This window comes from Pradoshia sp. Z5_111 (assembly GCF_058267535.1).
In genome coordinates this window covers 73,334-86,600 of record NZ_JBZCPQ010000008.1, presented here as the reverse complement: position 1 = coordinate 86,600, position 13,267 = coordinate 73,334, and the positions used below count along the sequence as shown (strand labels likewise).

At 35.7% G+C, this 13,267-nt stretch carries 14 protein-coding genes; 12 read left to right on the top strand and 2 right to left on the bottom strand.

What is annotated here, in order from left to right:
- The first annotated feature begins 324 nt into the window (after positions 1-324).
- Together AC4D4A_RS15715 and AC4D4A_RS15710 are read left to right on the top strand one after the other, a co-directional pair.
- Entirely contained in the window at positions 325-741 is a 417-nt protein-coding gene (locus AC4D4A_RS15715; RefSeq protein ID WP_490996753.1) for a DUF4304 domain-containing protein, read from the top strand.
- 789 nt (positions 742-1,530) lie between these two features.
- On the top strand, positions 1,531-3,234 hold the full coding sequence (locus AC4D4A_RS15710; protein WP_490996752.1) for a methyl-accepting chemotaxis protein: 1,704 nt from the start codon (positions 1,531-1,533) through the stop codon (positions 3,232-3,234).
- A 481-nt stretch (positions 3,235-3,715) separates the two neighbouring features.
- On the opposite strand, the gene AC4D4A_RS15705 is transcribed toward AC4D4A_RS15710, so the two are convergent.
- Together AC4D4A_RS15705 and AC4D4A_RS15700 are read right to left on the bottom strand one after the other, a co-directional pair.
- Entirely contained in the window at positions 3,716-4,201 is a 486-nt protein-coding gene (locus AC4D4A_RS15705; RefSeq protein WP_490996751.1) for a hypothetical protein, read from the bottom strand.
- A gap of 150 nt (positions 4,202-4,351) precedes the next feature.
- The gene (locus tag AC4D4A_RS15700; RefSeq protein WP_490996750.1) at positions 4,352-4,846 is read right to left on the bottom strand and encodes a DUF7878 domain-containing protein; all 495 of its coding nucleotides are present in this window, start codon (positions 4,844-4,846) and stop codon (positions 4,352-4,354) included.
- A gap of 237 nt (positions 4,847-5,083) precedes the next feature.
- Here AC4D4A_RS15700 and AC4D4A_RS15695 point away from each other — a divergent pair, with 237 nt between their 5' ends.
- From AC4D4A_RS15695 to AC4D4A_RS15650, 10 genes are all read left to right on the top strand, one after another.
- Entirely contained in the window at positions 5,084-5,224 is a 141-nt protein-coding gene (locus AC4D4A_RS15695; protein WP_490996749.1) for a hypothetical protein, read from the top strand.
- Positions 5,214-5,927, top strand: coding sequence for a hypothetical protein (locus AC4D4A_RS15690; RefSeq protein WP_490996748.1), 714 nt, complete (start codon positions 5,214-5,216; stop codon positions 5,925-5,927). The genes AC4D4A_RS15695 and AC4D4A_RS15690 overlap by 11 nt, the downstream gene beginning before the upstream one ends.
- Positions 5,928-5,956: 29 nt before the next feature.
- A complete protein-coding gene (locus AC4D4A_RS15685) occupies positions 5,957-6,586 on the top strand; it encodes a hypothetical protein (protein WP_490996747.1) in 630 nt (209 codons plus the stop codon).
- 366 nt (positions 6,587-6,952) lie between these two features.
- On the top strand, positions 6,953-7,450 hold the full coding sequence (locus AC4D4A_RS15680; RefSeq protein WP_490996746.1) for an RNA polymerase sigma factor: 498 nt from the start codon (positions 6,953-6,955) through the stop codon (positions 7,448-7,450).
- The gene (locus tag AC4D4A_RS15675) at positions 7,443-8,588 is read left to right on the top strand and encodes an anti-sigma factor (RefSeq protein ID WP_490996745.1); all 1,146 of its coding nucleotides are present in this window, start codon (positions 7,443-7,445) and stop codon (positions 8,586-8,588) included. The genes AC4D4A_RS15680 and AC4D4A_RS15675 overlap by 8 nt, the downstream gene beginning before the upstream one ends.
- A gap of 172 nt (positions 8,589-8,760) precedes the next feature.
- A complete protein-coding gene (locus AC4D4A_RS15670; RefSeq protein WP_490996744.1) occupies positions 8,761-9,621 on the top strand; it encodes an AraC family transcriptional regulator in 861 nt (286 codons plus the stop codon).
- Positions 9,622-9,868: 247 nt separating this feature from the next.
- Complete coding sequence (locus AC4D4A_RS15665; protein WP_490996743.1) at positions 9,869-10,198, top strand: PadR family transcriptional regulator; 330 nt, start codon at positions 9,869-9,871, stop codon at positions 10,196-10,198.
- Between the two features lie 12 nt (positions 10,199-10,210).
- Entirely contained in the window at positions 10,211-10,963 is a 753-nt protein-coding gene (locus AC4D4A_RS15660; RefSeq protein WP_490996742.1) for an HAAS domain-containing protein, read from the top strand.
- A 314-nt stretch (positions 10,964-11,277) separates the two neighbouring features.
- Entirely contained in the window at positions 11,278-12,705 is a 1,428-nt protein-coding gene (locus tag AC4D4A_RS15655; RefSeq protein ID WP_490996741.1) for a SulP family inorganic anion transporter, read from the top strand.
- A gap of 12 nt (positions 12,706-12,717) precedes the next feature.
- Positions 12,718-13,137 carry a universal stress protein gene (locus tag AC4D4A_RS15650; protein WP_490996740.1) on the top strand — a complete coding sequence of 140 codons (420 nt, stop codon included), beginning with the start codon at positions 12,718-12,720 and terminating at the stop codon, positions 13,135-13,137.
- Positions 13,138-13,267 lie beyond the last annotated feature (130 nt).

Below are 13,267 nucleotides of genomic sequence, written 5' to 3'. Positions count from 1 at the left end.
AAATGGCAGGTTCCTGGTTTTTAGAGTGGACATTTTCTCTTCTTATATGGGAGAGCTAATGTGGGACGACAGGGGCACATAGGTAGACTATTTAAGGAAAATCACATAAGAATCATTTACTTGTCATTTTGCCCAATGTCCTTTTATCTTTTACTTTTAATCCTATCGAGTCTTTCTAGGGTTTTTCCTAACCATATAACGTTAGTTAGCAACTCTTTACCTGATTCCTTCATTCAGAATCAACGTAATTGATAAATATATCTGAATATAATAACTTTTATTAATAATCATTTTTTAAAATGGATGTTGGGAGGAATGCTCATCGTGGATTTCAATAATCGTGTAGATATGATTAAAGCATTAAATAAGAGTGTAGTTCCTTATTTAAGAGAATATGGTTTTAAAGGGTCATTTCCACATTTCAGAAGGCAAAATGAAGAAAAAATTGACTTAATTACTTTCCAATTTAATCGTTATGGTGGATCTTTTGTTGTAGAGCTTGCTATTTGTCCAAAAGAGGGTGTAACGATGAGCTGTGGGAAAGAAGTACCGCCAAATAAAGTAACTGCACATGATGTAAATGACCGATATAGACTCAAAGAGGATAAAGATGAATATGAAACCTGGTTTGATTATGAGAATGCGCAGTGTGAAGAATATCTTAACTTAGTTGCATTAAAAGTGAAGAATTTATTACATGTATCAGACTATAATTGGATTAAAAATCTATATAAATCTTAATAACTACTTTATTTTTAGGAACTGTCTAATTTACCAATGATTATGAACCTTTTTAGTACATAATGAGCCAGATTTTATGGGATATAAATAATACTGATACAGAACTAACAATAATAATGGTGGTGTTTTATTGAAAAAGGATTTAACCAAAGTTATAGTTGTGTTTGCTGTAGCAGTAATTCTTATTTTATTAATTCCTTATCTATTCCAATGGGCCATGTAGCATAATATTCAAATTTAAAGAGCGTTAACTTTACCATTTTGAATTGTTTCTCTTTGACTGATCTGTCTGTGCAGGTTGGTTTTTTTATTTGCAGTAAAAAATAGCAATGCCGGTTATTGTGGCTATAGTTAGTGCTTTATTAATGCTTTTAGGATACAGGTTTCAAATTCTAAACTACCTATCTTTCTATGATATTTATTATAGCGAAATAACCCCAAAATCGTGAAAATGTGTAAATGAAATTCCCACGAAATTCAAATGATTTTTATCCTACTTTGATAGCGATATCCTAGAAATACGCAATATTCCTAGAATTGAATGTTCTATTTTTTGAAATCAGCATTTATAAGATGGATTCTTATAAATAAGCCCAAAGTCTCTATAAACAAAAAAAGTTCCGTCGATATAGTTAATAAGTACTTCGCTCCATAGTAATAGGGCAAAGATGACAAATCTTATTAGATTCATTTATATTTCTTTGCTATCTGTTCAGGATGTGCTGTTAATTATTAACTACGAGTATGATTACATATCGCTAAAACTTACATAAAAAGGGGCAAATCAATATGAAATCGTATATAGCTTTCTTGAATCGATTGGGTTTAAAAACGAACCTGATTATCGGATTTATATTAGTATTTATAATGGTTAATTTCACTACCGGGTACAGTCACTTTGCATTTGAAAGTATTAATAGCAAAATGGAAAATGTGTTAGATGAGCAGCTAAATTTGCTAGTCTTAGATGAAAAAATAGTCGTAAATATGACAGAGAGAACGAGCCTTCTGCAATCATATCTGATATCGAATGATGAGAAATTTCGCAAGGAATTTGAATCTGGTGTAGAAGACAGTATTTCTCTGGAAAATCAACTGCTGGAATCAAGTAAATCAGATAAGATAAAAGAACTTTTAGATAGAAAAGTTGAATGGGGTACGTTAACAGATCAAGTATTCCAGGAAATAGACAATAATAATAAAGAAAAAGCGGTTGAAATTTTAACAACCCAGGTTCAACCATTAGAAAGTGAACTAATTAGCGGCTTTAAAGAGGTGGCCGATAATCGTGAAAAAGAAATTAACAAGATAGGTAACGATATAATTGGGTATGGAGAAAATGCCAACATGGTCGGAATAATTGTATCCGTAGTGATTTTACTTACAATTATTGTGATTGCCTATATTACGATTAAGCTGACTCTGGGACCAATCAGAAAAGTAGTGGAGAAAGTGAAGATAATAAGTACAGGTAATTTAACATCTGACCCGATTGTGGTTGTATCAAAAGAAGAAGTTGGTCAATTGGGATTAGCTATCAATGAATTGCAAAAAGAGCTGAAAAGTATTTTAGGTAAGATTTCAGGCGTATCAGAAACGGTTGCCAGTCACAGTGAAGAACTGACTCAATCAGCGTTAGAGGTATCTTCTGGTTCTGAACAAATCTCTGCTACCATGCAAGAGTTGTCCTCCGGTTCTGAACAATTAGCTGCTAAATCTAGCGAAATCGCAAGTATCACGAATACATTTGCAATCAAAGTAGAAGAAGCAGATCAATATGGTAAAGAAATTGAAACCTCTTCTAAAGAAGTTTTACTTATGACAAATAGCGGAACGCAATTAATGGAAGAATCTAGTCAACAGATGGAAAACATCAATGCGGTTGTAAATGATGCTGTTGTGAAAATGGAAGCCCTGCACGAAAAATCGCTGGAAATTTCTCAACTTGTAGTAGTCATCAACAATGTTGCAGAACAAACAAACCTACTTTCCTTGAATGCGTCGATTGAAGCAGCTAGAGCAGGAGAAGCGGGTAGAGGATTTGCAGTTGTAGCCGATGAAGTGAAAAAATTGGCTGGTCAAACCGCTTTATCTGTAAAAGACATTACTTTTATAGTAGAAGAGATTCAAAGACAATTTGGGGACCTGGTAATTTCCCTATCTAAGGGTTCTGAAGAAGTAGTAAAAGGTACTTCACAAATCGAAGAAACACATAATACTTTTAAAGAGATCAACATAGCTGTTGCATCAATGGTTGAAGGAATTCAAGGTATTTCTTCTAACTTAACAGAAGTCGTATCTGACAGTTTAAATATGAATCAATCCATTCAGGATATGGCAGCTATTAGCCAGGAATCCTCTGCTGGAATTGAAGAAACAGCTGCAGCTACCGAGCAAACTGGCCATACTATGGAAGAAGTAAAAGATAGTGCTGAACAATTGGCTAGATTGGGAGAAGAGTTAAACGACTTAGTGAGCAACTTCAAACTTTAATCAGTATCCATTTAAAATCAAAATCGAGAGTAGATCTATAACCGATCTGCTCTTTTGTCATTTTGACTTACTAATTCTTCCTCATTTTTAACCCTACGCTTAAACCAAAAAAGCTTATAAGTAAAAACTTCAATAAAAGGTCAAAACAGAGGTTTTGAAGCAAAAATTTCGAGCGGTGAAAGGGGTTTGAAGGAGGATTTTATAAAGTTTATCAAAACTTATTCACTTAAACATCGGAACCTTCTGAGTGTTTAGGTGAATCTATTTCGTTACTTATGGATGTAAGTTTGTTAGTCTAAAAAATTCAGGGTTTGCTTTCATCATTTTTAAATCCTTTTCAGATTGAAAATAGATATCTTCATCATTCCCATAATGGACTTGGATGTTAAATTTCCCTTAATTCATAACACTTGTTTTCTCTCTTGAGGTATCTCCTCTTTGTATGAATCCAGTGAATGATTAATAAGCGACGTTATTTCTTTTAGCTTCGACGTATTGGTAATTTTAGAACAGCTTTCATCATCGGCATACTTGGTGATTCATCAATCCACGTCTCTAATTTATCTATGTCCCGTTTATCGAACATTACGTATGTTTCCTTCGAGTCTTTATCATACCCAATATTCATATGTAATTCTCCGTCGAACCCTTCCTTCAACCAGGAAAACGAAATATTATTCCAATCATCTCCTCGCTCTTTGTCATCACCGTTTGAATATTCTACTATCCATCCATTTTCAGATAGCTTTTTCAAGTAAAATTCATAAATCTCCTTGCTATGATTTCCCTTTATATAATAGTAGTTTCTGTCTGGTTTTAACCCTTCATATAAGGGAATGTCTTTTTCATTCTCTGGAATGATAGTCATGCCAACATACGTGTCATCTGTGACCTTTTGGTATGTAAACCATGCCCCAAAAAGAATGAAGATGATAAATCCAATCCATAAAATTCTCTTTTTTTTCATGTTATCCTCCTTCAAAGAAGCCTCGTTAGCTCCTGGAGTATTCTTAAATTAATAAATTGACCAATCTAGTAAAGTATACAATCAATGTAACAAATAGCTTTTTATCATTTCGCGCAATCGATTGTGGTTAATAGAAATAATAATACAGTTTTACCAGTCACCAGAATCTATAGTAAGCACTTGGACAGGAATGTGTTTGATAAAATCTTTTAATCTTATTTCAAAATAATCCTCTATGTCCTGCTTTAATTTCTCCTCTAATAGAATAAATTCCTTTACGATATAGTCTAAAACAAAAACATTATATAAATCTTGTTCTGCCCAGATTGATTTTACTCTGGCCATATTGGAAAAAGGGATTAATGAAAGAATAGCCCCATCCTCATATTCAGCATATTCGATCGTATAATAATGGAATTCGGGTACATGATTCCCCGTGATTTCCTCTTTCCAGCTATACAATGCTTTATAGAATTCGAGTATAGCCAGTTCTTTTTCAAAGTATAATTCATTGTTAATTTTTATTGTAAATGTGGCATCTACAGCTAATAGGGCAGGAACATCCCTTTTATGCTTTTTTGAAATGATTCCTTTATCTACTACAAAATTGTATTCAAACTTTATTTCGTTTGAAATACGGTCCATGTCTCCGTCATCCTATCTCTATTCTAATTTTGTCCTTTCTTAAAATGCTGGAGGCTATTTTAAGTTATATATAATAGAATTCGACATAAAGTTTATAAATCTTTCTTTTGTGTTCTAAATTTAATCCATTATTCTTTCCCGGTTATCTAAATGAACGCTTAGAAAAGAAATTACTAAATCACAACTGCAGCCCTATATGGTATTATTTAGGAAATGAGATAAGGAGTGAAAAGTCCTATGAAAAAAGATGTATTAATGGCTTGGGGTTCAGAGGTTAAAAGAGAGTTATTTTCCGACCGTTTAATAGCAGATACAAATTTAGCAGAATTGTATCGATACAAAAACAAACAAGTCCTAGGTGAACATTATGACAATTGAAACGAAAGGAAGCCAACTGCATCTTCGAACCTATGTAAATGATTATGGTGAAGTACTGAATCAAGAAATCTTTTCTCACTCTCCCTCCCTTTTGGCATTTGTAAAAGAAGAACAAAAGATTGACTGGAAATCCCCTCTTGCCCATGAAAGCTACAAAGAATACCAGGATGACTTTTTAAAGTTTTACTACGATGAGGATGACAAGTTGCTCACAGCCAACAAGATATTACGAGCCTGTTGGCCGAAAAACGGTCCTGTCTGGGATGGAATAGGGACAGTGGAAGGTAGCCGCCAAAAGGGATTGATTTTGGTGGAAGCCAAGGCCCATCGTCGTGAAACTCACTCCAAGATAAAAGCTACTTCCTTACAAAGTATCGCTAAAATCACTGAAACCCTCACGGTCACACAAAAGAAATTCGGATCCACTACATCTATAACTCCTTGGTTGAACGAATATTATCAGTTGGCGAATCGCTTAGCTTATTTACAAATCCTAAATCAAGAACTTCAAATTCCTACATGGCTGGTGCTTGTACAATTTATCAACGACAGTGACCACATTGCCACCTCTAAAGAGGAGTTTATTGCTCACTATCAACAAGTATTCCATACATTAGGGATAGACCATGCTGCCTCATTATTATCTAATTTAGTCATCTTGTATCTTCCTGTAATATCAGTCAAACAGAATTTAGATCAATAAACATATGAGTGCTAAGGGAGGAACTGTTTATGAACATACCTACAGCCTATGCACACTATCAAAAGAGAGGAAATTATATTTACCGCACATCGACATACATTCAGTGGGGAGATTCAGAGCAATCAATAGGAGCTTGTCTTTTATGTAATCCTGGATCAGCAGAATTAGGGGGTGAGTTGGCAGCAGAATTGCATAGAGAAGGGAAAGCTGAAGGAAAGATACACAGATTGGATGAAACCATGGAACAGTTAGTACGAATCGTAGAAGGAATTTACGAAGATAGACAGGTTTTTTCTGGCAGACTTTATATCTATAATCTATTTATAATCCAAGATCCCTCCCAAGGGAGAGCTATTGATCTATTGGAAAAACTAATTAAAGAGCAGGAATACGATCCAAAGGATTCTTTAGTATCTGTACAGGAGTTAAGACGGCATCCTTGGATTCTTCTTGGATGGGGAGTAGCTAATGAGCGAAGATGGAAAAATTACGGAGCAATCAAACAAGCATGGAAAACCTTACTTCATGAAGCAACTGTACCAACCTTTGGAAAGAAACATCTGAGAAATGAAGAGTACTATCACGTATGTCCCCGAATTCCGACGCAGCGACCTGGAATCGTACAAGACTTAATCAAGTTACATCAAGAATATTGTTAATCGAGAAAGTAAATATAAGTTAAGTAGTGATTCATCTAAGTCTACAAAGGATTTATAGTATCGATATTACTTTGTAATGAGGTAGTATATCTTCGGAAAATACATTTGCCAGATTGATCCTTGTTTCGTGAATTATACGAATACGGGTCTTTTTTATCAATCTTCTTGGTGGCTATTTACATATATAGTGCGCGAAAGAAGGCATCTCCATCGATGTCTTTTTTGTTTATATAAACATCAAACCAAACATAAGTAAACTTTATTCCCATCTTTTGATATGCTCATAGAGATTGACGATTTGGAAAATATTTTAATTTTTGTAACCTTTTTTATTTTTATACGTGATATTAAAGAGAGGAGGGAATGATGACGGATTCAATAGATAATCTCTATAGCACTTACTTTTCTGATATATATCGTTTTCTTTTCTCTCTTTGTCATAACCATCATACAGCGGAGGACCTTGTTCAAGAAACCTTCTTTCGTGCCTATTTATTTATTGAGAATTATCAAAGTGGAAGTGTAAAGGCATGGCTTTTTACGGTAGCTTATCATGCATACATTGATCATCATAGAAAGCATAAAAGAGTAACAATTCAGGATGAAGGCTATTTTTCTAGATTTCTAGATAAGAACAAAGCGATTGATGAAACGATCGTGATTCAAGAGGAAATAGAAGAGTTATTACGTGAAGTGAATACATTACCCGAAAAACATAAGATGGCCGTACTGCTTTGTGATTTTAATAGTCTAAAATATGAGGAAGCTGCTGAAGTAATGAAGGTGAGTAAGGCCTATGTAAAAGTTCTTTTATTTCGTGGGAGAAAAGCAATAAGGCAAAGAAGGAGTAAAGAATATGAGTGATGAATTTAAAAAGCGTCTGGAATCATATGAAAAAGGTGAACTTTCTGCAGAAGAGGCAAAAGAGATTGAGAAAGAACTGGAGAGTATGGAGAGATATTTGGAAGAAACTGATGAAGAAAACAGGGGGAAGTTAACTAACTCTGATATTGGCATAAAAAAACAACAACGAATAATGAGATTTGCAAAATGGAAGGCGAGATTTCAAACAGCACTTATGGCTATAGGTTTATTTCTTCTATTCTCATTCTTTTCTTCCATCCTAACTATGATGTATTACTCGTTCGGGACTCCTGACCGAGTAGAGAAATTACGTAATATCGTTGATTACAGTCTGACTGTAATGAATCCTTATGGTCATATGGATGGTGCAAGTACGAGCACTTCTGCCTATTTTGGAATGACAGCCTCAAGAGATATAAATAAGATTATTGGAGATGAAACGATCAAAGTAGGTGAAATGGAAACTGATTTTTTCTTCTCGAGGATGGCATATCCCGAAGTTACCTATTTTAGCCCTATTTCCAATAACAGTCCTGCTTTTATTTATCCAGGCTCAAGTCCACGAGGTTTTTCAGGGTGGGAACAATTAAAAAAGGTTCCAGAAGGGACGGTTGTTTCAGCCTATGTTTCATTTACTGATTTACTAGAAACAGAAGAGGTATTTGCATTATTCGAGGCTAAGGATATGAGATTAATATGGCTTGCAGTAGATACTGGTTTTGAAAAGAAAGAGGAAGCTATATTTGAACCCATTGGTTTTCCGAGTGTGCCAATTTGGCATGAAGATGATATGATTGTAGATTTTCAACAAAAGGAAAAAGGTTTTTTTGGAACAGAAATAGTTTCTGAAGGGTCTTCTTCACCGGAATACGAGGTAGGAGAAGGAGAACCACTGCATAAGCAATTTCGAAAAACACTGCAATTCCTGGAAATGTATGAAGGGAAAGCAGAAAATTTTTATATGGGAGAGTTAAATCTATCAAAACGTATTCAATACATGGAAAAGCATGGTTATAAGCATTACGGGGCTGTTATTACAGGACCAACTAAAGAAGTATTAAAATTACAGGATGAAGGAAAAATAAGTGAATTAGAAGTAGACGAAATAGAATTTTGGAATTGGGAAAGTGAACTCTGATAATTGTTTGAGTAAAACTTTTGTTATGTGATATTCAGGTAGTTAAATAGAGATAGCTTAATGAACTAATTGGGTGCTCATATTCTTTTCTGGACTGTCATAATAGAGCACGGATAAACCGGATTTGCTGGGCCGGTGTTGGTAAACTGAGTTTAGAAAGGAGAGTGCTTACATGGAGGGACTTCAAAGGATGCTCGACAGCATCGAGTATATAGAAGGTAATTTGGAACAGTATCTTTGTACGGAAGAGATTGCTGAAATTGCGTGTATGTCAAAATTTCATTTCCAGCGGATGTTCAGTATGCTGACGGGATATACCGTGAGTGAATATATTCGGAATCGCCGGCTCACAGTTGCTGCGCAGGAACTGGTATACTCCAAGTCAAAGGTAATCGATGTTGCACTAAAATATGGCTATGAAACTCCGGAATCCTTTACTAAAGCATTCCGGAAAATTCATGGAATCAATCCGTCATCTGCTAAGAAAAACACCCAATCCTTGAAGGCTTATCCAAGGCTCTCCTTTCAAATTCAGTTAAAGGGTGATGTGGAAATGGATTATAAGATTGTCGAAAAGGAAGCATTTAAGGTTGTTGGGAAAAGCATACGCACGAGTACTAGTGGGGGAGAGAATAATCGGAAAATAGCCTCTTTCTGGGATGAATCTAATCAGAATGGATTCGCTGCTGTACTTGCTAAAAATAGTGGATCTCTTGGATTAATTGGAGTTTGTATGGACTTTGATAAATTACAAGAAAATCTAACTTACTTGATCGGAGCAGAGAAACATATAGAACATGTCCCAAATGATTGGGAAGAACGAGAGATTCCGGCTGCTACGTGGGCTGTATTTCCTGTTCATGGTGCTATGCCTGATGCCATGCCAAAGGTGTGGGATCGAATTTTCTCTGAATGGTTTCCGGCAACAGGCTATGAGCATTCTGGTGGACCTGAGATGGAGGTTTACTTAAGTGATGGAGATCCGTCTTCTAAGGATTATTATTCAGAAATATGGATACCAATTAAAAAATAAATAAAAGAATAAGCTTATAAATTTATAGAGCGGATTCATAGGAAAAGCAATGTAGTGGGTTACATTGCTTCTTTCTATTTGAGAGATGGAGAGACTTGAATTTAATAGGGGATCTCGGCCTAGTTTTGAGCCTTCATATAAGAAAGATTTTTGTGAGTAATTAACAATTACCTTGTATTGCAAGGTAGTGTGGTTTAAACTGGTAATATACCTTGCAATGCAAGATAAAAAGAGTGGTGGATTAGAGATGTCACAAACCCAGATGATGAAGGGGATATTGGATGGTTGCCTTTTGGCTATTATCAAGGGAAAAGAATGTTATGGATATGAGATGGCAGAACGTTTAAGTGAGTATGGATTTGAGACGATTAGCGAAGGTACCATTTATCCATTATTGCTCCGAATGCAACGGGAAGGACTTATTACGTCTGTTCGTCGGGATTCAATTGCTGGCCCAAAGAGAAAATATTATTCATTAACAGCTGAAGGACAGGTAGCTTTAGATCATTTTCTGGTTAGATGGGGTCACCTTGAGAAAAGCGTAAACTCGGTCATTAAGAAAGAAATTGAAGGATGAGGTGAAGAAAAAGTGGAGCAACTTCAACTGTCTGATAAAAGTCAGAAGTTTATGGATGATTTAAGGATGTACTTGTTTTCAAGCGGAAAAAATGATCAGGAGATTAATGATATTACGAAAGAACTTGAGGAGCATTTATATGAAGCGGAGCTAAATGGTAAATCAATTGACCAAATTATTGGATCCTCTCCAAAAGAGTATATGCAAAGTATATCCAATGAAATGAAAACGGATTATAAAGCATGGGTAAAATATATACCTCTGATTATAATTGGATCCATGTCATTTTCAGTTTTTGGAGATCTTTTGGAAGGTACATTAAGTTATAGTTTATTAAGAATCATTGGAACGGCTGTGAATTGTGTGCTCTTTTTTATCGGAGTGATGATTGCATTTCGCTATACAGCCAAGAATCAAGTATCTAAAATTCGAGAGTTTTTAATATTGTTAGCCCCTATTTTCATTAGTATGGTTGTCACTATGGGTTTGCTCGTCATGGATTCGATCTATCCTACACCGACCATTAACTTTGGTGTGTTAGGGAGTACAGTCATCGGCTTCCTTTTTCTTTGCTTTATCATTGCCTTCTCCATTTGGGCAAAAACTGCAATCCTGCCCGTTATTATAATTTCGTTTCACTTGCCGACTATCGTATTAGCTCGAACTACTTTAAATGAAGAATTGCAGTTAATGATCGGGTTAGCTATAACATATATATTGATCGGAATTTATTTATTTTATGAAGTGAGAAAAACGAAATCATAACAAAAGCTTTTTGGGGGTTATCCGGAATGTTAGTTTTACAGACTTTCTGGAGGCCCTTTTCTAATTTCTTCGATTGATTCCCGATAATAAACAGATTAACTAAGAATTCAGGTTAGGTTAAGAAGGATTTATATGATTTGAGGTTAATTTACTAATCTTTATTTCAACTTTAATCTCCCTATTAGAATATTTTTCACTCTCAACCATTTGGAAATCGATTTTTGGGGAATATACGTGATAAGATAATGAATGCTGTCCCAAAAACAGTCTAGTTTTGGGACGTATATATGTACTATCTTGAAAGGGGTTTAACTATGCAATCTATAAAAACACAATGGTTTGGTAATATACGGGGAGATATATTATCGGGTATTGTTGTAGCTTTAGCACTTATACCAGAAGCGATTGCGTTCTCAATTATTGCGGGTGTCGATCCTATGGTTGGATTATATGCATCATTTTGTATTGCTGTTATTATTGCATTTGTTGGTGGCAGACCAGCTATGATATCCGCAGCGACAGGAGCTATGGCTCTTGTAATGGGCGATTTGGTTGCAGATCATGGACTAAATTATTTGCTGGCAGCCACTATTTTAACAGGGATTATTCAAATCTTATTTGGTGTATTGGGGATCGCGAAGTTGATGCGGTTTATTCCCAATTCTGTCATGATTGGATTCGTGAACTCTCTTGCCATTTTGATCTTTATGGCCCAGGTCCCGCATATATGGGGTGGAGGATGGATTACTTATTTATATGTAGCTCTGACTCTCTTGATTGTTTATACAGTACCGCGCTTTTTTAAAGCTATTCCGGCGCCGCTGATTGCTATTATTCTATTAACTATAGCTGCTTTGTGGTCTGGTGCCAGTATGAAGACAATTGGAGATTTAGGAACCATCACGCAGAGTCTTCCATCATTCTTTTTACCAGACGTACCCGGAAACCTGGAAACCCTTCAAATTATCTTGCCTTATGCAATTGCACTGGCGATAGTTGGATTAATGGAATCTTTACTGACTGCACAAATTGTTGATGATATGACAGATACGAAAAGCAATAAAACTCGTGAAGCTTGCGGACAGGGAATTGCCAACTTTATTAATGGGTTCTTTGGAGGAATGGCAGGTTGTGCCATGATCGGACAATCGGTCATTAATGTAAAATCAGGAGGAAGAGGTCGTCTATCTACTCTTGTAGCAGGTCTGTTTTTAATGTTTCTCATTCTTGTCCTGGGAGATTTAGTTGTTAAAATACCAATGCCTGTCTTGGTTGGAATCATGATAATGGTTAGTATTGGGACATTTGACTGGGGATCAATTAAATATATTGTAACTGCCCCACGCACAGAGGCACTGGTTATGCTGCTGACTGTTGGAATCGTAGTATATACGGATAATTTAGCGATTGGTGTCGTTACTGGAGTCATTCTAAGTGCTCTTTTCTTTGTTGGTCGAATTTCGAAGGTCAAAGTGCAAAAAGAAGAATCAATATTTATAGTAGAAGGTCCGTTATTCTTTGCCTCAACTCAAGGTTTTGTCCAGGCGTTTGAAAATGTGAATGAGAAGGAAATTACGATAGATCTTTCAAGCAGTCATCTTTGGGATGAATCTGCAGTTGGTTCGATTGTAAAAGTAGTGAATAAACTGGAGGAGCAAGGAATATCTGTTTCTATTAAAGGCATGAACCCAACAAGTAAGCAGTTGTATAACAAGCTTTGGGGACTATCAAGTGGACATTAAGGAGGTTAGAAAATGTATAAACACATTTTATTAGCAGCTGATGGATCTAAAAACTCAATAAGAGCTGCAAAGGAAGCTGTGAAATTGGCAGGGGCCATGCCTGATTCAATGATAGAGGTTGTTTATGTGATTGATTTTGATAAGGCTAAAAATGAAGTTTTGCATGCAAACTCCGTTGAAAGTTTAGAATTGGAACGTCGTGCTAAGCTGGCTTCTATTGAAAAACTTATCAAAGAGGCAAACGTAAAAGTCAAAATAACCATTTTAAAAGGAACACCCGGTCCTGAAATCGTCCGTTATGCCAATGAAAAGTCCGTCGATCTTGTTGTGATTGGCAGCCGTGGATTGAATGGCTTTCAGGAAATGGTATTGGGAAGTGTTAGCCACAAAGTGATGAAACGTGTTACCTGCCCTGCCTTAATTGTGAAATAATCCACTGTATAAAAGAACGCAAAGGTCATAATGCCTTTGCGTTTTTTTTATTTCAAAGTTGTTTTCTTGAAGGTTAGTAGTATCGGAGTAAAATAATGTAAAATGAAATGGAGGGTGAGGAGGTGACAGA

What these genes read in the sequence shown, in the direction of transcription:
- AC4D4A_RS15680 (WP_490996746.1), top strand. Translation starts at nt 6,953, where the DNA reads ATGACGGATTCAATAGATAATCTCTATAGCACTTACTTTTCTGATATA.
- AC4D4A_RS15690 (WP_490996748.1), top strand. Translation starts at nt 5,214, where the DNA reads ATGACAATTGAAACGAAAGGAAGCCAACTGCATCTTCGAACCTATGTA.
- AC4D4A_RS15675 (WP_490996745.1), top strand. Translation starts at nt 7,443, where the DNA reads ATGAGTGATGAATTTAAAAAGCGTCTGGAATCATATGAAAAAGGTGAA.
- AC4D4A_RS15685 (WP_490996747.1), top strand. Translation starts at nt 5,957, where the DNA reads ATGAACATACCTACAGCCTATGCACACTATCAAAAGAGAGGAAATTAT.
- AC4D4A_RS15700 (WP_490996750.1), bottom strand. Translation starts at nt 4,846, where the DNA reads ATGGACCGTATTTCAAACGAAATAAAGTTTGAATACAATTTTGTAGTA.
- AC4D4A_RS15665 (WP_490996743.1), top strand. Translation starts at nt 9,869, where the DNA reads ATGTCACAAACCCAGATGATGAAGGGGATATTGGATGGTTGCCTTTTG.
- AC4D4A_RS15710 (WP_490996752.1), top strand. Translation starts at nt 1,531, where the DNA reads ATGAAATCGTATATAGCTTTCTTGAATCGATTGGGTTTAAAAACGAAC.
- AC4D4A_RS15695 (WP_490996749.1), top strand. Translation starts at nt 5,084, where the DNA reads ATGAAAAAAGATGTATTAATGGCTTGGGGTTCAGAGGTTAAAAGAGAG.
- AC4D4A_RS15655 (WP_490996741.1), top strand. Translation starts at nt 11,278, where the DNA reads ATGCAATCTATAAAAACACAATGGTTTGGTAATATACGGGGAGATATA.
- AC4D4A_RS15705 (WP_490996751.1), bottom strand. Translation starts at nt 4,201, where the DNA reads ATGAAAAAAAAGAGAATTTTATGGATTGGATTTATCATCTTCATTCTT.
- AC4D4A_RS15670 (WP_490996744.1), top strand. Translation starts at nt 8,761, where the DNA reads ATGGAGGGACTTCAAAGGATGCTCGACAGCATCGAGTATATAGAAGGT.
- AC4D4A_RS15650 (WP_490996740.1), top strand. Translation starts at nt 12,718, where the DNA reads ATGTATAAACACATTTTATTAGCAGCTGATGGATCTAAAAACTCAATA.